The 20,178-nt window shown below is 70.8% G+C and carries 23 protein-coding genes, 2 tRNA genes and 1 pseudogene; 10 read left to right on the top strand and 16 right to left on the bottom strand.

Going from position 1 to position 20,178, the window contains the following annotated elements:
• Nucleotides 1–853, bottom strand: an 853-nt coding sequence (locus tag ACT3T5_RS12780) for a hypothetical protein (protein ID WP_444594511.1), incomplete at its 3' end; no start/stop codon positions are given.
• 12 nt (nucleotides 854–865) lie between these two features.
• The gene (locus tag ACT3T5_RS12775) at nucleotides 866–1,030 is read right to left on the bottom strand and encodes a hypothetical protein (protein ID WP_444594510.1); all 165 of its coding nucleotides are present in this window, start codon (nucleotides 1,028–1,030) and stop codon (nucleotides 866–868) included.
• Between the two features lie 164 nt (nucleotides 1,031–1,194).
• Between ACT3T5_RS12775 and ACT3T5_RS12770 the strand changes: the two are divergent.
• Nucleotides 1,195–1,419 (top strand): annotated as a pseudogene (locus ACT3T5_RS12770) (helix-turn-helix domain-containing protein); the annotation flags it as partial.
• 77 nt (nucleotides 1,420–1,496) lie between these two features.
• On the opposite strand, the gene ACT3T5_RS12765 reads toward ACT3T5_RS12770, so the two are convergent.
• Nucleotides 1,497–1,570 (bottom strand) — tRNA-Lys (locus ACT3T5_RS12765).
• A gap of 187 nt (nucleotides 1,571–1,757) precedes the next feature.
• Between ACT3T5_RS12765 and ACT3T5_RS12760 the strand changes: the two genes are divergently transcribed.
• Nucleotides 1,758–2,654, top strand: coding sequence for an NAD-dependent epimerase/dehydratase family protein (locus ACT3T5_RS12760; protein WP_444577964.1), 897 nt, complete (start codon nucleotides 1,758–1,760; stop codon nucleotides 2,652–2,654).
• A gap of 25 nt (nucleotides 2,655–2,679) precedes the next feature.
• Nucleotides 2,680–3,096, top strand: coding sequence for a YchJ family protein (locus ACT3T5_RS12755; protein WP_444594509.1), 417 nt, complete (start codon nucleotides 2,680–2,682; stop codon nucleotides 3,094–3,096).
• A gap of 152 nt (nucleotides 3,097–3,248) precedes the next feature.
• Here ACT3T5_RS12755 and ACT3T5_RS12750 read toward each other — a convergent pair whose 3' ends face one another.
• Together ACT3T5_RS12750 and ACT3T5_RS12745 are read right to left on the bottom strand one after the other, a co-directional pair.
• Nucleotides 3,249–3,707, bottom strand: coding sequence for a hypothetical protein (locus ACT3T5_RS12750; protein WP_444577962.1), 459 nt, complete (start codon nucleotides 3,705–3,707; stop codon nucleotides 3,249–3,251).
• Between the two features lie 119 nt (nucleotides 3,708–3,826).
• The gene (locus ACT3T5_RS12745) at nucleotides 3,827–4,582 is read right to left on the bottom strand and encodes an SDR family oxidoreductase (RefSeq protein WP_444577961.1); all 756 of its coding nucleotides are present in this window, start codon (nucleotides 4,580–4,582) and stop codon (nucleotides 3,827–3,829) included.
• Nucleotides 4,583–4,719: 137 nt separating this feature from the next.
• Here ACT3T5_RS12745 and ACT3T5_RS12740 point away from each other — a divergent pair.
• From ACT3T5_RS12740 to ACT3T5_RS12730, 3 genes are all read left to right on the top strand, one after another.
• A tRNA-Leu gene (locus ACT3T5_RS12740) sits at nucleotides 4,720–4,801 on the top strand.
• A 30-nt stretch (nucleotides 4,802–4,831) separates the two neighbouring features.
• Complete coding sequence (locus ACT3T5_RS12735; RefSeq protein WP_444577960.1) at nucleotides 4,832–5,515, top strand: histidine phosphatase family protein; 684 nt, start codon at nucleotides 4,832–4,834, stop codon at nucleotides 5,513–5,515.
• Nucleotides 5,512–6,054, top strand: a complete 543-nt coding sequence (locus tag ACT3T5_RS12730; protein ID WP_444577959.1) for a DUF4916 domain-containing protein — start codon at nucleotides 5,512–5,514, stop codon at nucleotides 6,052–6,054. The genes ACT3T5_RS12735 and ACT3T5_RS12730 overlap by 4 nt, the downstream gene beginning before the upstream one ends.
• Nucleotides 6,055–6,188: 134 nt before the next feature.
• Here ACT3T5_RS12730 and rdgB read toward each other — a convergent pair whose 3' ends face one another.
• From rdgB to clpS, 6 genes are all read right to left on the bottom strand, one after another.
• The gene (gene rdgB / locus ACT3T5_RS12725) at nucleotides 6,189–6,827 is read right to left on the bottom strand and encodes an RdgB/HAM1 family non-canonical purine NTP pyrophosphatase (RefSeq protein ID WP_444577958.1); all 639 of its coding nucleotides are present in this window, start codon (nucleotides 6,825–6,827) and stop codon (nucleotides 6,189–6,191) included.
• Nucleotides 6,828–6,853: 26 nt separating this feature from the next.
• A complete protein-coding gene (rph, locus tag ACT3T5_RS12720; protein ID WP_444594508.1) occupies nucleotides 6,854–7,612 on the bottom strand; it encodes a ribonuclease PH in 759 nt (252 codons plus the stop codon).
• 86 nt (nucleotides 7,613–7,698) lie between these two features.
• Complete coding sequence (locus tag ACT3T5_RS12715) at nucleotides 7,699–8,496, bottom strand: MBL fold metallo-hydrolase (protein ID WP_444577957.1); 798 nt, start codon at nucleotides 8,494–8,496, stop codon at nucleotides 7,699–7,701.
• Nucleotides 8,493–9,305 (bottom strand): glutamate racemase, encoded by an 813-nt coding sequence (gene murI / locus ACT3T5_RS12710; RefSeq protein ID WP_444577956.1) that lies wholly within the window; start codon nucleotides 9,303–9,305, stop codon nucleotides 8,493–8,495. Before murI ends, ACT3T5_RS12715 begins: the two co-directional genes overlap by 4 nt.
• A 78-nt stretch (nucleotides 9,306–9,383) precedes the next feature.
• Entirely contained in the window at nucleotides 9,384–10,016 is a 633-nt protein-coding gene (locus tag ACT3T5_RS12705; protein ID WP_444594507.1) for a DUF2017 family protein, read from the bottom strand.
• Nucleotides 10,016–10,339, bottom strand: a complete 324-nt coding sequence (clpS, locus tag ACT3T5_RS12700; RefSeq protein ID WP_444577954.1) for an ATP-dependent Clp protease adapter ClpS — start codon at nucleotides 10,337–10,339, stop codon at nucleotides 10,016–10,018. Before clpS ends, ACT3T5_RS12705 begins: the two co-directional genes overlap by 1 nt.
• Before the next feature lie 129 nt (nucleotides 10,340–10,468).
• Between clpS and ACT3T5_RS12695 the strand changes: the two genes are divergently transcribed.
• Nucleotides 10,469–11,848 (top strand): nicotinate phosphoribosyltransferase, encoded by a 1,380-nt coding sequence (locus ACT3T5_RS12695; protein WP_444577953.1) that lies wholly within the window; start codon nucleotides 10,469–10,471, stop codon nucleotides 11,846–11,848.
• An 11-nt stretch (nucleotides 11,849–11,859) separates the two neighbouring features.
• On the opposite strand, the gene ACT3T5_RS12690 is transcribed toward ACT3T5_RS12695, so the two are convergent.
• The 3 genes from ACT3T5_RS12690 to ACT3T5_RS12680 all read right to left on the bottom strand — a co-directional run bounded on the left by ACT3T5_RS12690 (nucleotide 11,860) and on the right by ACT3T5_RS12680 (nucleotide 14,754).
• Nucleotides 11,860–12,231: a hypothetical protein gene (locus ACT3T5_RS12690; protein WP_444577952.1), complete on the bottom strand. Its 372-nt coding sequence runs from the start codon at nucleotides 12,229–12,231 to the stop codon at nucleotides 11,860–11,862.
• Between the two features lie 203 nt (nucleotides 12,232–12,434).
• Nucleotides 12,435–14,225: a DEAD/DEAH box helicase gene (locus ACT3T5_RS12685; protein WP_444577991.1), complete on the bottom strand. Its 1,791-nt coding sequence runs from the start codon at nucleotides 14,223–14,225 to the stop codon at nucleotides 12,435–12,437.
• A 154-nt stretch (nucleotides 14,226–14,379) separates the two neighbouring features.
• Nucleotides 14,380–14,754 (bottom strand): DUF3039 domain-containing protein, encoded by a 375-nt coding sequence (locus ACT3T5_RS12680; protein ID WP_444577951.1) that lies wholly within the window; start codon nucleotides 14,752–14,754, stop codon nucleotides 14,380–14,382.
• A 90-nt stretch (nucleotides 14,755–14,844) separates the two neighbouring features.
• Between ACT3T5_RS12680 and ACT3T5_RS12675 the strand changes: the two genes are divergently transcribed.
• Genes ACT3T5_RS12675 through ACT3T5_RS12665 form a run of 3 tightly spaced genes read left to right on the top strand, consistent with a single transcriptional unit; the run spans nucleotide 14,845 to nucleotide 17,434 of the window.
• Nucleotides 14,845–15,411: a VanZ family protein gene (locus tag ACT3T5_RS12675; protein WP_444594506.1), complete on the top strand. Its 567-nt coding sequence runs from the start codon at nucleotides 14,845–14,847 to the stop codon at nucleotides 15,409–15,411.
• Between the two features lie 20 nt (nucleotides 15,412–15,431).
• Complete coding sequence (locus ACT3T5_RS12670; RefSeq protein WP_444577949.1) at nucleotides 15,432–16,295, top strand: MurR/RpiR family transcriptional regulator; 864 nt, start codon at nucleotides 15,432–15,434, stop codon at nucleotides 16,293–16,295.
• Nucleotides 16,292–17,434, top strand: coding sequence for a serine hydrolase domain-containing protein (locus ACT3T5_RS12665; protein ID WP_444577948.1), 1,143 nt, complete (start codon nucleotides 16,292–16,294; stop codon nucleotides 17,432–17,434). Before ACT3T5_RS12670 ends, ACT3T5_RS12665 begins: the two co-directional genes overlap by 4 nt.
• 12 nt (nucleotides 17,435–17,446) lie before the next feature.
• On the opposite strand, the gene ACT3T5_RS12660 is transcribed toward ACT3T5_RS12665, so the two are convergent.
• Nucleotides 17,447–18,304, bottom strand: a complete 858-nt coding sequence (locus tag ACT3T5_RS12660) for an ABC transporter ATP-binding protein (protein WP_443397691.1) — start codon at nucleotides 18,302–18,304, stop codon at nucleotides 17,447–17,449.
• Nucleotides 18,301–20,178, bottom strand: coding sequence for a dipeptide/oligopeptide/nickel ABC transporter permease/ATP-binding protein (locus tag ACT3T5_RS12655; protein WP_444594505.1), 1,878 nt, complete (start codon nucleotides 20,176–20,178; stop codon nucleotides 18,301–18,303). The genes ACT3T5_RS12660 and ACT3T5_RS12655 overlap by 4 nt, the downstream gene beginning before the upstream one ends.

The raw sequence follows: 20,178 nt of genomic DNA, 5'->3' as shown, positions 1-20,178 counted from the left end.
GTCGCGGAACACGGAGATCGCGAGCGTGGCGTGCCTGCCAGGCCGTGACGTTGACGGCGTCTCCGTCTCCCACCGCGCGAGCGCACTCGGCCAGAAGCGACCACTCGGGATGCCTCTCAGTTCCGAACAACAGCCAGCCCATCGCCCGCACTTGGCGCTGGTTAAGGCCTGCACGAGCCAGAGAAGCGCTCTCGTCGTAGAACAGCGCCAGCCGGCGGCGCGTAGTCGCGCTGGTCATTCCTGTGCCTGTGTCGTCAGCCAGGGCCACATCGACCGCGACGTCGAGGGCCGTTCGAACTGCCACTGCCCGCACCTGGAATCGACCAACCAGCACGCCCATGAACTGGCGGGAGACGCGGGGCGGTGCGGCTCTACCTGCCTGCGGTCCGAGCGACCAAGCCGAGGTAGCTTCGCGACGATCTAGGAAGGCGCCACCTGACGGGTCCCCAAGATCCTCGAGATGCGCGACGGGCGCTCGACCCGGCTGTACTTGCCGAGACTGCACACCCATCCGCTCCGACAGCACTGCCCGCGACAGATTTGCCGAGACCGCTGCCACGACATACCCCAGTGGTCTTTCCATAGCGAGGATCCGGCGAACGTTGGCGGACAACGCGACCGTTGCCGACCCATCAACCACGATCACAGCCTCGGAGACCACATCGGAGGGGTCAGCCATGACCCCACTCGAACCGACGTCGGCCTGGATCCGAGCTGCCTTGCGCTGGAGCACCTCGCTCAACAGCTCAACGAACTCCATGCCGGCACTCCCGTGCCAACCTCTGTCGTCCGCCGCGAGGTGCTCCAGAACGGCACGAAACCGCACCTCAGCGCTCACCGCGTTTTGATTCATGAGGATGCCCCCTCATGCCTGATCGCACGGGGAGCCGGTGCCGCGCTTGGCCTCAGCAGCCAGCAGCCACTTCCGCAGCATCTCGCCCTTGATCTGGACTACACCGTCCGTATCCATCACCAGGCGATAGGCCAGCTCATTCCAGTTGGGAGGGCGCACCGAACGCCTCTGGACCATTGCCCACTCCCAAAGCCCACCGTGTCCCATGCCCCGCAGTAGGTGATCCGCCAGATCTGCTCGACTGTTCATGAGTCGAGACCATAGTCCAGTTTTCTAGACCCCACAAGAGTAGACCGAACCCACGCCTAGATTGCAGCGACAGAGACGGGTACTCTCGACTCATGACTGAAATTCAAGCGCAGACTCCGGAGGAGGCAGCGACAGCAGACCAGAAGATCTCGGCAGCCGTCCGAGCACTGGCTGCTGGCCGAGGAGTCAAGAACTCCGAGCTGGCGCCAGTGATCGGCGCGAGCCGCGCCACCATCTTCGCCAAGGTCAAGGGCGAGGTCCCATGGAAGGCCAACGAGATCGAGTCGGTGGCGGACTACTTCGACGTGTCCGTGGGCGACCTCTTCGACGGCCTCGGACTGTTCCGGGATACGACGAAGCCCCACCGGAGAACCGGTGGGGCTTCGAGTGTCGGTGCGCCATCAGGGATTCGAACCCCGGACCCGCTGATTAAGAGTCAGCTGCTCTAACCAACTGAGCTAATGGCGCCGAACAGGAAGAAACATTACCCCCCACCCTCCGAGTCGCCAACTCGAGAAGACCCTCTGTGAGCGAGCTGACAGAACGCCTCCCGTCCGCGGACCCGGCGGAGCAGGCGCGGCCGATCGCATAGACTTGCTCCTCCCAGGAAGTTCGACGCACGAGGGTCAGCAGGCCGTCGGCGAAGGAGGTCAGCGTGAGGATCGCGGTCACCGGTGCCACAGGCGTGCTCGGCCAGGAAGCTGTCGAGGCGCTCGTCGCCGCCGGGCATGAGGTCACAGGCATCACGCGACGCGATTCCGGGATCCCGATCATCGAGGGCAGAGGCGGCAGCGCCGTCGTGGCCGATGTCTTCGACGCCTCGGATCTCGCCCGCGCGTTCCGCGGATATGACATCGTCATCAATACCCTCGCCCATGTGCCTGTGGGGATGGCCGGGCTGCGCCCCCTCGCCTGGCGCGAGGACGACAAGCTCCATCTCGAGGCCTCCGTCGCGATCGCCAAGGCCGCGGCTCAGGCGGGCGTGGGCAAGCTCATCCAGGAGTCCTCGATCTACCTGTACCCGGACAACGGCTCCGAGTGGATCGGTGAGGACCTGCCGCTCAGCGTGCGCAACCAGGCGTTCCGGCCCCGTGTGGCCGAGATGCGCGCCGCCGTGGACTTCGCAGCCTCCGGTCGCAGCGCGGTCGTCCTGCGCCTCGGGCTCCTCTTCGGCCGTGATCCCCACACGACGCACGCGCTGAAGGCCACCCGCGCAGGTGACCCGATCCTGCTGGGCAAGCCCGAGAACTATGTGACGCTGCTGCACCACACCGATGCCGGTCACGCCTTCGTCGCCGCCCTCCGAGCGGACAGCGGCTTCTACAACGTCGGCGGCGAGCCGATCACCAAGGCCCGTTGGGCGAAGGATCTGGCGATGGAGGCCGGCGTCCCGAACCCCGCGAAGTTCTACCCGGAGATCACGCAGGCCATCGTCGGCACCCGGCTGGAGACGCAGCGTCGTTCCTTGCGGGTCTCCTCCGTGCGGTTCATGTCCGAGACCGGCTGGCGGCCGACGGTCGGCCCGTCCACGCCGGGCTGGTCCCGCCGCTGAGCTCCCCGCGCGGGATACTCGAGGGATGAGCACCCCGCACACTCCCCCGTCCGACGACACCCGGTGCCCCTGCGGGCGCGGGGACACCTTCGGAGCCTGCTGCGGCCCCGTGCTGCGCCAGGAGCGCCGCGCCGCGACGGCGGAAGCCCTCATGAGGTCTCGGTACACGGCGTTCGCCGTGAGGGACGTCGACCATCTCCTGAGGTCCTGGCACCCGCGCGAGCGTCCTGACCGCGACGAGCTCGAGGACTCTCTCGAGGACGGCACGCGGTGGCTGCACCTGTCCATCCAGAAGACCACCGCGGGTGGCCCCTTCGACGACACGGGCACGGTTGAGTTCACGGCGGTGGCACGCAGCCCGCAGGGCCGCCAGGAGCAGCACGAGATCTCCCGGTTCGTGCGGGAGGACGGCGTCTGGTACTTCGTGGACGGCGAGCTGTAGGAGCCGACGCGCTGTAGGCACCGACGCAATGTAGGCACCGACGCGCAGCAGGACCCGGCGAGCGACCATAGCGAACGGCGCCGGTCACCGAGGTGACCGGCGCCGTCGTACGCGCGATACGGGAGCTCTCCGCCGAGGAGAGTCCCGCGGGGTCAGTCGCTGGCCGCCCGGGCCTTCGCCGTGGCGAGGGCCTTGTCGAGCTCGGCCTTGGCCTGGCCGGCCGTGGCCTTCGCCTTCTGCGTCTGTGCAGAGGCCTTCTTGGAGGCCTTCTTCGAGGTCTTCTCGACGTTCTTCCTCGCAGCCTTCGCGGTCTTCGAAGGCCTCGCGGGCTTGTCGTCACCACCAGAGAGGGCGATCGCCGCAGCGATGCCTGCACCGATGAGCACCACGCCGATGACTCCGCCTGCGATCGCTATCGGGAGCGTCGAGGCGGGCTTGTCGTCACCGGCGTCGGAAAAACCCTTCACCGAACCGACGAGCTCGTTCTTCCACCGGGTCACCGCGTTCTTAGGGTTCACACGGTCGACCAGCTCGTCGATGTCCGACGCCAGGTTGTCCTGCCGCCGGTAGGCCTCGTCGCGCATGTCGTCCAGGCTGTTCTTCTTGGCCACCACTGCCTCCGGGTGTCGTCAGGGCTTGATCCCGCTGATCGTATCGCGAGCAGGAGGTCGCGAGGTGACCAGCCGGGAATCAGGCGGGAATCTGGGGTCGTCGGGCTGAACCGGTCGGTTCAGCCCTTGGTGCGTGCCAGGAAGTCGTCGGCGCCGCCCACGAGCTCGACGTGGCCGGTCTCGACGTCGGCCGTGGCCATCGCCGCCACCTCGGCGGCGAACTCCTCGACGGAGTACAGCTTGCCGGCAGCCTCTCGCCGCTCCTCGAGCGCACCGGGGCGCGCACGGTTCAGCAGCGTCGCGGTGACCGTGCCCTCGATCATGTCGCCGGAGACGACCACGAAGGAGACACCCTTCTCGGACATCTCGCCGATGCGAGCCGTCAGCGCCTCCTCGCCGGCGTGCTTGGACCGGGCGACCTGCTCGTACTCGGGCATGGTCTCGACCTTGTCGATGAAGTGCGCCTGGTGGCTGGTCACGAAGACCACACGGCCCCCGGTGGAGAGCCGCTCGAGGCCCGCCGTCAGCGCATCGTTCTGCGCGTCGCGGTTCAGACGCATCGCGTAGTCCTCGCCGAGGTCCGCCTCCATGCCGCCGGAGGCGTTCAGGACCAGCAGGTCCAGGCTGCCGAAGGTGTCGATGGCCGTCTGCATGAGGGTGTTGACGCCCTCGGCCTCGGTGAGGTCGGCGCCGACGGCGACGGCCCTGCCGCCCGCGGCCTCGATCTCCGCGACGACCTTCTTCGCGCGGGGAGCCTTCTGACGGTAGTTGATGACCACCGCGGCGCCCTGGTCGGCGAGCAGCTTCGCGGTGGCGGCGCCGACCCCTCGGGAGGAACCGGTGACGACGGCGGTCTTGCCTGCGAGGGCGCTCATGAGGGACTCCTGTGATGCTGGGGATCGGGAACGACGAGGTGGAGGCTGCGGTCGCCCAGGACGGGCGAGGTGCATCGCGCCACCAGCCCCACGAGCCTACCCGGAGCATCCGGCGGCTGCAGATAGGCTGGGCGGGCGCGCGAGTGGCGGAATCGGTAGACGCGCTGGATTTAGGTTCCAGTGCCCCAGGGCGTGAGGGTTCGAGTCCCTTCTCGCGCACGCACCATCCCCGTATCGAGGAGACGCTTCATGACGCTGTTCGGACTCGTCCGCCATGGGCAGACGGACTACAACCTGCAGAACCGCTTCCAGGGGTCCTCGGACATCCCGCTGAACGACACCGGGATCGCCCAGGCGCACGCCGCCTTCGACCAGCTCCCGCCCGTGGACTGGGACGTGATCGTCACCTCACCGCTGCAGCGTGCCGAGCAGACGGGCCGGATCATCGGCGAGGACCACGGCATCCCCTTCGGCGGTACCGATCCGCGGTTCGTGGAGATCGACTGGGGCTTCGCCGAGGGCAAGCCGGTCGGCGAGATGCAGGAGGCCTACCCGGACCGCTCCTTCCCGGGCCGGGAGGACCACCAGGCCGTCGCCGACCGCGGCTATGACGGCCTCGAGGCGCTCGAGGAGCGCTACCCGGGCAAGAAGGTCCTGGTCGTCGCCCACGGCACCCTGATCCGCTTCATCCTCTCGGGGATCATCGAGCAGCCCCTGCCCTCGATCCCGAACGCGACGCTGTCCCTCGTGGAGCTCGAGGGCACGACGTGGCGGGTCCGGATGATCGCCGGCGAGGACGTCGACCACGCCGTGAAGGTCGCCAGTCGCGAACAGAACCCGCGCTTCCACGTCGAGAAGGGCCAGCTCGCCCCCGCGCTGGCCGCGGCGGCCGCCGCCGACAGGGACGGCCGCTCCACCGAGGCCACCCGATGAGCCCCCGCACGGCAGTGGACACCGAAGGCTCCTGGTTCGAGCCCGAGCACATCGCGCAGCTCCGCCGTCACCTGCCCATCCCCTACCTGGACCTCGTGCCCGTGCGCACCGACGTGGACGGCTCCGTGGTCGAGGTGGGCCTGCTGCTGCGCGCCTCCGGCAGCGGCCAGATCGTGCGGGCGATCGTCTCCGGCCGGATCATGATCCACGAGACGATCCGCGAAGCGATCTCCCGCCACATCGACAAGGACCTGGGACCGATGGCGATGCCCCGCATCCCCGTCTCCCCAGTCCCCTTCACCGTCGCCGAGTACTTCCCCACCCCGGGGATCTCGCCCTTCCACGACGCGCGCCAGCATGCGATCTCGATGGCCTACGTGGTGCCGATCGACGGTGAGACCGCCCCGCAGGAGGACGCCCTGGAGCTGACCTGGTTCGGGATCGACGAGCTGCTGGCGGAGTCCTCCCCGCTGGACGAGATGAGCGGCGGTCACGACCTCATCGTGCGCCGGGCCCTCGCCCACGTCGGCGCCGCCTGAGAGGTCCGACGACCGGCGTCCCACGACGACGACTCCACGACTCGACGCCCCTGATCCGCTCGGATCAGGGGCGTCGTGCATCCCGGCCAGGGTCCAGGTCGGCGCTGGACGGATCAGTCGAGCAGCGGGGCCACTCAGTCGAGCAGCGGGGCCACGTGACGGGCGAGGGCGCGGAAGGCGACGCCTCGGTGGGAGATGGCGTCCTTCTCCTCGGGGCTGAGCTCCGCGGCGGTTCGCGCCTGGCCGTCGGGCCGGAACAGCGGGTCGTAGCCGAAGCCGCCCTCGCCGCGCCGTTCCCGCAGCAGGCGTCCCGTCATCTCGCCGCGCTCGACCACCTCGGTGCCGTCCGGGGCCACCAGCGCCGCCGCGCACACGAAGCGCGCGGCGCGGTGCGCATCGGGCACATCGGAGAGCTGGGCGAGCAGCAGGTCGTTGTTCGCCCCGTCGTCCCCGTGAGCTCCGCTCCAGCGCGCCGAGAAGATGCCCGGCGAGCCGCCCAGCACATCCACGGCGAGGCCGGAGTCGTCGGCGACGGCGAGCAGCCCGGTCGCCGCGGCCGCGGAGTGGGCCTTCAGCAGGGCGTTGCCCTCGAAGGTGACCGCGTCCTCGACCACGTCGGGCAGCTCGATGCCCGCCGAGGAGACGATCGATTCCGCCGCGAGCCCCGGCACGGCGGCGGTCATGATGCGCTGGAGCTCGTGGAGCTTCTTGAGGTTGTGGGAGGCCAGGATGATCCGGGCCCCCGCCGGGACGCTCGTGGTCCCCTCGTGCATCGCAGCAGGGTTCGACGCTGCTGGGTTCATCGCTGCTGGGCCAGGACGTCGCGCTGGATCGCGGCGAGCTGCTCGCAGCCTCCGGTGGCGAGGTCCAGGAGGGCGCCGAGCTCGGTGCGGTCGAAGGGGGCACCCTCCGCGGTGCCCTGCACCTCGACGAACGAGCCGGAACCGGTCACCACGACGTTCATGTCGGTCTCGGCATTCACGTCTTCGCGGTACTCGAGGTCCAGCAGCGGGCGACTCTCGACGATGCCCACGCTGATCGCGCTGACGGAGTCGGTGAGCACCTCGCGGGCGGCCGGGACGGCGGTGTGCTTCTTGCCCCAGGAGATCGCGTCGGCCAGCGCCACGTAGGCGCCGGTGATCGCGGCGGTGCGGGTGCCGCCGTCGGCCTGCAGCACGTCGCAGTCCAGCTGGATGGTGTTCTCGCCGAGGGCGTCGAGGTCGATGACCGCGCGCAGGGAGCGGCCGATCAGTCGGGAGATCTCGTGGGTGCGGCCCCCGATCTTGCCCTTGACGCTCTCGCGGGCGCCGCGGGTGTTGGTGGCGCGCGGGAGCATCGCGTACTCGGCGGTGACCCAGCCGGAGCCGGAGCCCTTCTTCCAGCGCGGCACGCCCTCGGTGAAGCTGGCCGCGCACAGCACGCGGGTGCGGCCGAACTCGATCAGGGCGCTGCCCTCGGCGTGGTCGAGCCAGTCGCGGGTGACGCGCACCTCGCGCAGCTGGTCAGGGGTGCGGCCGTCGACGCGGTCGCCGGTCGGGGTGGGGTTCTGGGTGCTCATGGAGCAGGTTCTCCTCGGTGTCGCTCAGGCGTACTGATCGAGGATAGCCGCCGGGCACCGGGCCCTCAGAACCCGGAACGCCGAACTCAGGCGGTGGCGTCGGTCCTGGTGGTGTCGTAGACCGCCTGGGGCACGGCGAGCTCGAGCGGGCCCGAGTAGACGCTGCGCGCCTCGGCGAGCGGCACCGCGGGGTCCGTCCACGCGGCGATGTGGGTGAGCACCACGCGCCCGGCGTTCGCGGTCACCGCGGCCTGCCCGGCGCGCAGGCCCGTCAGGTGCACGCCGGAGAAGCGGTCGTCGCGCCCCTCGATGTAGCCGGCCTCGCAGAGGAACAGGTCCGCGCCGGCCGCCAGCTCGTCGAGCGCCTCGCAGGCATCGGTGTCACCGGAGTAGGCGAGCACGTCGCCGCCTGCGGTGATCCGGAACCCGTAGGCCTCCACGGGGTGCAGCACCTCGCGCACCTGGATGTCGAACGGCCCGATCGTGAACCGCTGGTGGTCCTCGAGCGCGTGGTTCTCGAACGGGACGCAGTCCACGCCGTCCGGGATGTTCCCGGCGCGGCCCAGCACGGCGGCGATGCGGTCCGGGAGCGGCCGCGGCGCGTACAGGGGCAGCTGGGGCAGGTCGGTGCGCTCGTGGTACGCCCAGAAGACCTCGAGCCCCGTGACGTCGAGATAGTGGTCGGGGTGCAGGTGGGAGATGATCACGGCGTCGAGGTCCGCAGGATCGATGACGGACTGCAGCGGCCCGAACGCGCCGGAACCGAGGTCCATGAGCACGCGCCAGGTGCGTCCGCTCTCGTCCTCGTGCTCGAGGAGATAGCTGGAGGCGGCGCTGTCCGGGCCGGCGAAGCTGCCGCTGCAGCCGATGACGTGGATCCTCATGCCGTCACCACCGGCAGGCTCGTGGTCACATCGAGCATCGGGCCGAGGAAGCGGCGCGAGAGGCGCACGAAGGACTCGCTGTCGTCGCCCTCCGCCGTCTGCGCGAAGACGTGATGCGGCGGGCGCTCCGAGACGCGCAGCAGGGACTCTCCGCGCAGCTGGCGGTAGACGTCCAGGGCGGTCTCCTCGGCGGAGGAGACCAGCGTGACCTCCGGCCCCATGACATAGCTGATCGCGCCGGCGAGCATCGGGTAGTGGGTGCAGCCGAGCACCAGGGTGTCCACCCCGGCCTCCAGCACGGGTGCCAGGTACTCCTCGGCCACCTCGATGACCTCGTCCCCGGTGATCACGCCGTTCTCGACGAACTCGACGAAGCGCGGGCAGGCCTGGGTGAGGATCTGCAGATCGGGGGCCGCGGCGAAGGCGTCCTCATAGGCGCGCGAGGTGACCGTCCCCTCGGTGGCGATCACCCCCACCCGGCGATTGCGGGTCGCGGCGACGGCACGGCGCACAGCTGGCTGGATGACCTCGATGACGGGCACGTCGTAGCGCTCACGAGCATCGCGCAGCACGGCGGCCGAGGCGGTGTTGCAGGCGATCACGAGCATCTTCACGCCGTGGTCGACCAGGTTGTCCATGATGTCGAGCGTCAGGGAGCGCACGTCGGCGATCGATCTCGGGCCGTAGGGGCCGTGCGCGGTGTCGCCGATGTAGACCAGCTCCTCCTGCGGCAGCTGGTCGAGGACGGCCCGGGCCACGGTCAGCCCGCCCACCCCGGAGTCGAAGATCCCGATCGGCGCGTTGTTCATCCTGGTAAGGCTAGTGTCGTTTGCCGTCCGGGGCAGTGACAGCCCCCTCACTGGGTGCTGTTTCACAGTTCGCGGACATCAGTCCAGCGCACGCAGCAGGCTCTCCTGGAGCCAGGACAGCAGCTCGTACACGGCGATCACGATGTCGGACCCGACCTGATCGCCCTCCGGCTCCGCGGCCTCCTCCACCCGCTCCCCGATCTGCTGGAGCATCCGCACGGTGTCGAAGTCCCCGTCGCGCTGGAGATCGAGACGGTCCGCGAGCACGATGCGCACGTCGTTCAGGGCACGCAGCAGGGCGATCGCCTGGGCGTCGTCGAGCACGATCTCGCTGTGGCTCGGACCTGCCGAGTCGATCATCTTCAGGACCAGGGCGAGATCGGCGAGCTTCCCGTCGGCGAGATCCTGCTGGCCCAGCCGCCGGAACTCCCCTGCGAGCGTGGGGTCCTCGGACGCCGCGGGGAACAGCCGCTTCACGGCGGAGTCCGCGGGCTCGCGGGCATCGCGGCCGGCGAACTCGGCCTCGAGGCGGCGCAATGGATCGTCGCTCTCCGCAGCGCGCCGCAGCACGCCCGGATCGGCGTCGATCCCCAGGTCGGCACGAATGAGATCCGCAGTCTCCTGGGCGACCTGGGCGATGATCGCCTTCTCCTCCCCGTCGAGCCGGCAGGCGAGGCTGCCGTCGGGGCGGCGTCGGAATGCGTGCGCCATCAGCCCTCCCCCGCTCTCTCCAGTGTCGCGTGCAGGCCGAAGGAGTGCATGGCCTGGACGTCGGTCTCGACGCGCTCACGGGAACCGCGCGAGACGATCGCCCGGCCCTCCTCGTGCACCTGCATCATCAGCTGCTCGGCGACCAGCCGCGAGTACCCGAAGTGACGCCGCAGGACGAAGACGACGTAGCTCATGAGGTTCACGGGGTCGTTCCAGACCACGGTGCACCAGGGGCCGCTGGTCCCGACGTCCTCCTGGACGGCTCCGGCAGGATCGGTCAGCGAGGCCGTCCCGGGATCAGCCCGCCGCAGCTCCACCGGCATTCGTGCTCCTCCTGTGTCCCGCCGCCCGCCGTCCCATGACAGGTGACATGGTCCTCGGCGATCGGCCCGGTCGAGTCTACGGGGCGCGTCCGTCACTCGGTCGGCCCGGCACGCATTACCGTGGGCACTGTGACTTCTGCCCTGCTCACCGACCTCTACGAGCTGACGATGCTGCACGGTGCCCGCGAGGCGGGCACGGCATCGCGACGCTGCGTCTTCGAGGTGTTCACCCGTTCTCTCCCCGAGGGTCGCCGCTACGGGGTGCTCGCCGGGACCGGCCGCGTGCTCGACGCGATCGCCGACTTCCGCTTCGACGACGCCGACCTGCGCTACCTGCGCCGGTCCGGGATGCTCGACGAGGAGACTCTCGACCATCTCGCGGCGTACCGCTTCACGGGGGACGTGCACGGGTACGAGGAGGGCGAGCTGTTCTTCCCGAACTCGCCGGTGCTGCGGATCGAGGGCACCTTCGAGGACGCGGTGATGCTCGAGACCGTCGTGCTGTCCATCCTCAACCACGACAGCGGCATCGCCTCGGCGGGATCGCGGATGATCACCGCCGCCCGGGGCCGTCCCTGCATCGAGATGGGTGGGCGCCGGGTCCACGAGGACGCCGCGATCGCCGCCGCCCGCGCGGCCTACATCGTCGGCTTCGACTCCACCTCGAACCTCGCCGCCGGCGCGCACTATCGCATCCCGGTCGCCGGGACCGCGGCCCACGCGTTCACGCTCCTGTTCGACACCGAGGAGGAGGCCTTCCGCGCCCAGATCGCCTCCCAGGGTGCGGGGACCACCGTGCTGGTGGACACCTACGACGTCGCGACCGCCGTGCGCACGGCGGTCGAGATCGCCGGGCCGCAGCTGGGCGCCGTGCGCCTGGACTCCGGGGACCTCGGGGTGCAGGCCCACGAGGTGCGAGCCCTGCTCGACTCCCTCGGCGCCACGGGCACGCGGATCACCGCCACCGGCGACCTCGACGAGTACCGCCTCGAGGAGCTCACCGAGGCACCGCTGGATGGATACGGCATCGGGACGCGCCTGGTCACCGGCGGCGGTCATCCTGCCCCCGGCTTCGTCTACAAGCTCGTCGAGCGCGAAGGGTCAGACAGGACGATGCACCCCGTCGGCAAGCGGTCCCAGGACAAGGCCACGCTCGGTGCCGGCAAGGCCGCTTACCGCACGATCGTGGGTGATCGTGCCCATGCGGAGCTGGTGCTGCCGGGCGAGGAGGAGGTCGCCGAGTTCGAGCGGGAGCTGATCGCCGAGCTGACCTCCGGCCAGTCGAACCCCGACTGGAAGCGGACCTCGCTGCGGCCTCTGCAGAGGCCGCTGATCCTGGCCGGCAGGCCGGTGCAGGACCTGCGGGCGCCCGACGTGGTCGAGGCGGCGCGGAGGCGTCATGCCGCCTCGGTCGCCGAGCTGGGCCTGTCCCCCGACGACGGGCCCGACGGTCCGGTCGCGATCCCCACCGTCACCGACGGCGCCGAGGCCGCACGCGTGCTGAGCTGAGCGGAGTCGCCTCAGGTGCTCCGCAGCTGGATGGTCCCGGGGGCACCAGCACCCGGGTGGTCCCCACGCCGGTCCGGCAGGATTCTCCTGTGCACCGTGATGGCTCCACCGATCCCGGCGAGGAAGGGGACGGCCGCCATCGGATCACCGACGCGGAGCCCCACCAGAGCGATCCCGCCGATGCACAGCACGAGTGCGGCGATCGCGACCTGACGTCGTGCCGAGGCGCTCCAGGCCCGAGGCGTCGCCGCGGCAAGAGCCAGGGCGATTCCCATCCCGAGCACCATGCAGGTGTAGATCCACCCCGTCCGCGGGAACATCGCCCAGGCGATCAGCGGTGCGCTGATCAGCACGATCGCCGGCCACACCCGATGGAAACACATAGGGGCCCCTCGCTCGACTCGGTCGACGTCGACTCGGTCGGCGCCGCTCTCCCCCATCGACCCTAGCTCGTGATCAGCATCACAACAAGGAGCCGATGGATGCGAGGCCCAGGGCGTACAGGGCGCCGGCGACCGGCACGGGCTGGTCGCCGGGCGGGGTCAGCGGGCGGGCCGGACGGGGTCAGCGGGCGAGCCTGAGGAGCTCAGCGGCGGCCGACGAACCAGCCGCGCACGACGCCGATGCGCGCCTGGATCTGCTCAGCGCTGGCCTGGGCCACCGCGGGCCCGCCGCACCGGCTGCGCAGGGTGTTGTGGACCGATCCGTGCGGGATGCTGGACTTCTTCGCCCACGCCGAGACCAGCGTGCTGAGCTCCTTGCGCAGCTCCATCAGCTGGCGGTGGTCCACGACCCCGGGGGTGACGGGCTGGTCCGCGGAGCCGTTGCGCTTGCGCCGCTCCTGCTGCTGGGCCTGCTGCTGCTGGAGCACGGTGCGCATCTGATCGGCGTCGAGCAGGCCGGGGATCCCCAGGAACTCCTGCTCGTCCTCGCTGCCGGCCATGCCGCCGGCCCCGTACTCGCCGCCGTCGAACAGCACGCGGTCGAAGGAGGCCTCGGACTCGAGGGCCTCGAAGGTCATCTCGAGCTGGTCGCTGGTCTGCTCGGGACGGTTCGCCTCCTCGATCAGGCTCTCGTCCAGGCCGGTGACCTCGTCGCCGCTGGCCGGGCGCAGGTCCAGCACGTGGTCGCGCTCCGCCTCCAGCTCGGCGGCGTGGGCCATGAGGATGGGGACCGTGGGCAGGAAGACGCTCGCGGTCTCGCCACGGGTCCGCGAGCGCACGAAGCGGCCGACGGCCTGCGCGAAGAACATGGGCGTCGAGGTCGAGGTGGCGTAGACGCCGACGGAGAGGCGCGGCACGTCGACGCCCTCGGACACCATGCGGACTGCGACCATCCAGCGATCGTCGGAGTCGGAGAAGTCCTCGATGCGCTTGCCGGCGCCGGCGTCGTCCGAGAGCACGACGGTGGGCGCCTGGCCGGTGATGTCCTGGAGGGTCGCGGCATAGGCGCGTGCCGCCTTCTGGTCGGTCGCGATCACGAGCCCACCGGCGTCCGGGACGTGGCGACGCACCTCGGTCAGGCGTCGATCGGCGGCCGAGAGGACCGACTGCATCCATTCGCCGTTCGGATCCAGCGCGGTCCGCCAGGCCTGCTGGGTGATGTCCTTGGTCTCGAGCGCGCCGAGCTGCGCAGAGACCTCGTCACCGGTCTTGGTGCGCCAGTGCATGCGCCCGGAGTAGGTCATGAAGAGCACGGGGCGCACGACGTGGTCGCGCAGCGCCTCTCCGTAGCCGTAGACGTAGTCCGCCTTGGACCGGGAGAAGCCCTCGCCGTCCTCCTCGTAGATCACGAAGGGGATCTGCGAGGCGTCGGAGCGGAACGGGGTTCCGGTCAGGGACAGGCGACGCACCGCGGGATCGAACGCATCACGCACGCCGTCACCCCAGGTGAGGGAATCTCCGGCGTGGTGGATCTCGTCCAGGATCACCAGCGTGCGATCCGCCTCGGTGCGTGCGCGGTGCAGGGCAGGGTGCATGCCCACCTGGGCATAGGTCACCGCCACGCCCTGGTAGTGGGAGCCATGGGCGCCCTGGGCGTTGGAGAAGTTCGGGTCCAGCGAGATGCCCACGCGGGCGGCGGCGTCGGCCCATTGGGTCTTCAGGTGCTCAGTCGGGGCGACCACCGTGATGCGGCGGACGGTGCCCTCGGAGAGCAGCCCGGCAGCGACCTGCAGGGCGAAGGTGGTCTTGCCGGCGCCGGGGGTCGCGACAGCCAGGAAGTCCTTCGGGGCGCGGCTGCGATACAGCTCGAGCGCCTCGGACTGCCAGGCACGCAGCTTGGGGACGGTGCCCCAGGCGGCGCGTTCCGGGTAGGCGACGGGAAGCGATCGCGCGGCTGCCTCGGAGGGCTGGCGGGGATCGCTCGTGGAGAACAAGGACGGGGTGGTATTCACGGCGTGATCCACCGTACCGCCGCGGTACGACGACCCGCGCACCGGCGCGATGTGAGGAAGTCCGCGGGCGCGTCGCGGCCCGGGCGACCACCCGGGCAGTCACCCGAGCGATCACGCGCGCGGCCGCGGCGAGGGGTCAGCGTCGACCGCCGAAGAAGCCGCGGAACCCGCCGCCCTTCCCTCCGGAGCCGCCCTTGCCGTCGCCGCCGCCGTCCTGCGGATCGCGGAAGCCCTCGTAGATCTCCTTGCACTCCGGGCACACCGGGTACTTCTCGGGATCCCGGCCCGGCACCCAGACCTTGCCGCACAGGGCGATCACCGGCGTGCCGCCGAGCGCGGCCTGCGTGATCCGGTCCTTGCGCACGTAGTGGGCATAGCGGTCGTGGTCACCGTCGTCGGTGGTCTGCTCCTTCTCCTGGAGCTGACGGTCCAGCACCGCGGTGCTGCCCGGCGCGGCCCCGGGGTCGTCGCTGTACGGGTCCAGCCGGGACGGGTCGGATGTGGAGGACATGGGCAACTCCCTCGATCGATGTCGTGCTGCCGTGAGCCTAGCGGCCCTGCCTCCCCGGAGACAGCCGCCGACGCTGGAACAATGCCGGGCATGGACGTCGTCGCCGAGTTCCTCCGCCGCCTGCCCCACGAGATCCAACACGTAGGGGGGTCCCTTCCCGGACGCCTCGGCGTGCTCGTGCTCGCGCTGGTGCTGAACGTCGGGTTCTATCTGCCCTCGCTCCCGTCCGGCACTCCCGGTACCGAGATGCCCGGCCTCGACAAGGCAGTCCACCTGCTGGTGTTCGCGCTGACGGTCTGGGCAGCCGGGCGGCTGCTGGCCCCTCGTCGGCGCTTCCCCATGGGGTGGATCGTGCTCGTCGCGCTCGCTCATGGTCTGTTCATCGAGCTGGTCCAGCTGGTGCTCCTCCCCGAGCGCGGCGCGGAGGCCGCCGACGTGCTCTTCGACGTCATCGGCATCGCCCTGGGAGTGGGTCTCTGGCTGGGGGAGCGGCTGCGCCGCGACCGCTCGGGAGCTCGCCTCGAGCGGGACGGGATCGAGCCGGACGCCTTCGCACCGGACCGGATCGAGCAGAGCGGCACGGGGCGCGCCGAGCCGGTGGATCCCGTCAGGTCACAGATTGATCAGGTTCCCGAGAACCCCGCTCCCCCGCGCTGAACCGCCCCTACGATCGGCGCATGAGCACCCAGTCCCACCTGCAGGCCGTCCGGGAGCAGCTGCCGCCGTCGATGCGCCGGGTGGCCGACGCGATCCTGGAGGACCCGCACCGGATCCTCCAGGGCACCATCACCGATCTGGCCGCCGCCTGTGCCACCTCCGAGCCCACCGTGGTGCGTCTGTGCCAGCGGCTGGGGCTCGCGGGCTATGCGGATCTGCGGCTCACGCTCGCCGGGGAGCTGGCCTCGGAGCAGGTGCGCCGCCTCCGTCGCGGCAGCACCCACGGGGCCGATCTCCCGGCGGACTCCACGCTCGCGCAGATCGTCGCGGACATCGCCCTGACCGAGGCCCTGGGCATCGAGGAGACGGCCGCGACGCTCGACATCGCCGAGCTCCACCGCGCCGTCGAGGCCCTCGCCGACGCCCCGATGGTGCTCCTGCACGGCATCAGCGCGTCGGCCTCCGCGGCGGGCGACCTCGAGCGCAAGCTCCAGCGGATCGGGCGCAACGCCCGCTGCCTCCGGGACACCCACGATGCGCTCGCCGCCGCCGCCCTGATGGGACCGGGCCAGGTGGCGCTGGGGTTCTCCCACAGCGGCTCGACCCACGAGGTCGCCGCCGTCCTCTCCCGGGCCCGGACCGCCGGAGCCCGGACGATCGCCCTCACCAACAGCATCGAGGGCCCGGTGGTCGCGCAGGCCGACATCGTGCTGCACACCTCGGTGCGCGAATCCACCTACCGCTCCGGAGCGATGGCCTCCCGATCGGCCCAGCTGCTCGTCGTGGACTGCCTGTTCGTGGCGATCGCCCAGCGCAGCCGCGAGGACACGGTCGACGCCCTGCGCACCACCTACGACGCCCTCGAGGAGTACAGGAGAACATGACGCGCATGGAGGACACCGACGCACCGGACCCGAGGGACGGCGCCGTGCAGCACCGGCTCGAGGACCTGGTCGCCACGCTGACCCGGGACGCAGCGACCTCGCCCGCGGACGGCCCCACGATCGAGGGCGCCGTCGCCGCGGCGGCCGCCGTGGACAGCCCGGGCCGCCCCCTCGCCCGCGCGCTCGCGGGCACGACAGCACTCTTCGACGCCGATGGCACCCGCCTGCCCGCGGACTCCCCCGAGATCATCCCGCTCGTGGGAGACACGCTGTTCGACATGGCCTCGGTGACCAAGGTCGTCACGACGCTCACCGCGGCCACGCTCATCGACGACGGGCTGCTGGATCCGGAGGCCCCGGTCGCCGAGCACCTCCCGTCGCCGCACCCGTCGATCACGGTGCGGCAGCTGCTGACGCATACCGCAGGGCTGCCGCCGGTCATGCCGCTGTGGCAGGTCCCCGGCGGCCGCGAGCAGCGCCTGGCCGCCGTCGCCGGGGCGCAGCTCGCCACCGCACCCGGCACCGCGCACGCCTACTCCTGCATCGGCTTCATCCTGCTGGGCTCCCTGCTCGAAGGGCTGACCGACACCCCGCTGCCGGAGCTGGCAAGGGTGCGCGTGCTCGACCCCGCCGGGGCGACGAGCGCAGGCTGGGCGCCGCCCGCCGAGGAGGCCGCTCGTGCCGCAGCCACTGAATACCAGGAGGACCCGCCGCGCGGGCTGGTGCGCGGGTCCACCCATGACGAGACGGCGTGGTCCGTGGGCGGCGCCGGCAATGCAGGGGTCTTCGCGACCCTCGACGACGCGCTCGCCCTCGGACGGGTCCTGGCCGGTCGAGGACCGGGGCCGACGTTCTCACCGACGGTGCGGACACTGCTGACCAGCGACCAGCTGCCCACCGGAGTGGGCACCGGCGCTCCCTGGCGGCAGGCCTTCGGGCTGCGGCTGGGTCAGGAGCTCGCCCCGGGCGAGGTGCTGCCCAGGGTCGTCGGGCATCCCGGGTTCACCGGCACCTCGGTCCTCGCCGATCCGACCACGGGCACCGTCGCCGTGCTGCTGACCAACCGGGTCCACCCGCGCCGGACGCGGTTCACGGTCGACCGGTCCCGGCGCGGGCTGGCCCGCATCGCGTTCGTCTGAGCGGCGGGTCGATCAGCCCAGTCGGGCGCCCGGGTTGGGCGCGGCGGCCAGCAGTCGCTTCGTGTACTCGTCCTGCGGGTCGTCGATCACCGCATGGCTCTCGCCCTGCTCGACCACGCGGCCATGGTGCATGACCATCACCTGATCGCTGTAGCGTCGCGCGCTGCCCAGGTCATGGGTGATGTAGAGGACGGCGAGGTCCTCGTCGCGGCGCAGCGAGTCGATGAGGTCGAGCATCTCCTTGCGGATCGTGACATCGAGCATCGAGACCGGTTCGTCGGCGATCAGCACCTTCGGGGAGGCGGCGAGCGCCCGGGCGAAGGACACGCGCTGGCGCTCGCCGCCGGAGAGCTCGTGCGGGAACCGGTCGAGATAGCGCTCGGCCGGGGTGAGGCCGACGCGCTCGAGCAGCTGGATGCACCGCTCGTGCACGGCGGCCTCGCCGCGGGCGTCCTGATGGATGCGCACCGCGCGCCCCAGCGTGTAGGCGATCCGCCGCAGCGGGTTCAGGGAGGCGAAGGGGTCCTGCAGCGTGAGCTGCACGTCCCCCACGTACTCCCGGTGCCTCGAGCTGCCGCTCGTGGGCACGTCGCGCCCCTCCAGCAGGATCCGGCCCGAGGTGGAGGGGATCAGGCGGGCGAGCATCCTGCCCAGCGTCGACTTCCCCGAGCCGCTCTGGCCCACGAGGGCGGTGACCCTGCCCTGGACCAGCGAGATCGAGACGTCATCGACCGCCCGCATCGTCTGCTGCCGGCGCAGCAGGCCGGACCGGGCGCCGACCGGGTACTCCTTGACGAGGTTGCGGCCTTCCAGGACCACCCGGGCGTGGGCCCGGGCGGAGGATCCGTCGGTGGTGTCGGTGAGGGTCATGCGAGGCTCCCCAGTTCTGCGAGCGAGGACAGCAGGTTCTTGGTGTACGGGTGGCGGGGATCGCGGTAGATGTCCACGGCCGGGCCGTACTCGACGAGCTCGCCGTGCCGCATCACGGCGATGGAGTCGGAGATCTCCAGCAGCAGCGCGAGGTCGTGCGTGGTGAACACGATCGCGAAGCCGTACTCCTCGCGCAGCCGCATGATCTGGTCGAGCACATCGCGCTGGACCAGCAGGTCCAGGGCGGTGGTGGGCTCGTCCATGAAGATCACGTCAGGTTCGAGCACGAGCGCGATGGCGATGGCGACGCGCTGCTTCATGCCGCCGGAGAGCTCGTGGGGATACGCCTCCAGACGGTTCCCCTCGATCCCGACCCGTTCGAGGTGCTCGCGCGCGATGGCGGTGCGCTCGGCGGGCGGCAGGCCCGGCCGGTGCACCCGGATCACGTCGTCGAACTGGGCGTGGATCGAGGTGACCGGGTTGAGGGCGTTCATCGCGCTCTGGAACACGACGGCGATCTCGTTCCAGCGCAGGGCACGCAGCTCCCGGTCCTCCAGGTGCAGCATGTCCGTGGCGGTGCCGTCCTCCCCGCGGTAGGTGATCGACCCGCCGGCCACGTCCGCCGGGGGTCGCAGCAGACGGGTGACCGCGTTGGTGAGCGTGGACTTGCCCGACCCGGACTCCCCCGCCAGTCCCAGGACCTCGCCGCGACGCAGGGTCAGCGAGACGTCCTGGACGGCGTGCACCGTGCCGAACGCCGTCGGATAGTCCACCCGCAGCGAGTCGACCTCGATGATCGGGGATCCCGGCATCGGCGAGGGCCGCAGCTGCGGCGCGAGATCCGGATCGGTCTCCGGCGTGCTGTCCGGATCGGGACCTCCGTCGCGGTCCTCCGTGAGGGCGACATGCTCGGCGGTCGCCGGAGTGGCCCCGCCCGGGGCGGCGGAGGCCGCCGACGCGGTCCCGGAGGCCTGGACGTTCGCGGCGGTCGCGTCGGCGCCGGCGGCCCGGCTGCCACGGCTGCCGGCCCGGGCGGCGGACCCGGTGCGCAGGCGCGGATTGGAGTACTCGTCGATCGCGAAGTTGATCAGGGCGAGTCCCGCGCCGATCACGGCGATAGCGAGGCCCGGCGGCACGTACCACCACCAGGCGCCCGCGAGCAGGGCCTGGGAGTTCTGGGCGAAGTAGAGCATCGAGCCCCAGCTGGTGGTGGTCAGCGATCCGAGGCCGAGGAAGGCGAGGCCCGCCTCGGAGAGGATGCCGCCGATCACGGAGAACAGGAAGCCCGAGGCCACCAGCGGCAGCATGTTGGGCAGGACCTCGTAGAACATGATCCGCAGCCGGCTCTCGCCGGTCGCGCGGGCCGCCTCGACGAACTCGCGGTTGCGCAGCGAGAGGGTCTGGGCGCGGATCACGCGGGCGGAGCCGGCCCAGGAGGTGATCGCGATGACGATCGCGATCGAGAGCAGGCCCCGGGAGGGCAGGTACCCGGTGAGCACGATCAGCAGGGGCATCCCGGGGATCACGAGGAACACCGCGGTGAGGATGTACAGCAGGTCGTCGGCGACCCCGCGGAGGTACCCGCCCAGCAGGCCCACGGCCACGGAGGCCACCTGGGAGACGACGCCGGCGAGCAGGCCCACCAGGAGGGACGTGCGGGCGCCCGTCATGAACTGGGCGAAGACGTCCTGGCCGGTCTGCGTGGTGCCCAGCCAGTGCCGGCCCGACGGGGGCTCGAGCATGTCGAACGACGTCGAGTTCGGGTCGAAGCGGGAGATCATCGGGCCGAAGACGGCGAGCACGACGAAGACGATCACGATGATCAGCCCCGCACGGACCTTCCCGCTCTTCGGGATGAGTGAGGAGATGGACAT

It is taken from the genome of Brachybacterium sp. AOP3-A1-3, assembly GCF_052378285.1.
Taxonomy (GTDB): domain Bacteria; phylum Actinomycetota; class Actinomycetes; order Actinomycetales; family Dermabacteraceae; genus Brachybacterium.
The sequence above is the reverse complement of the archived record's forward strand: the minus strand, read 5'-3'. Positions and strand labels throughout refer to the sequence as shown.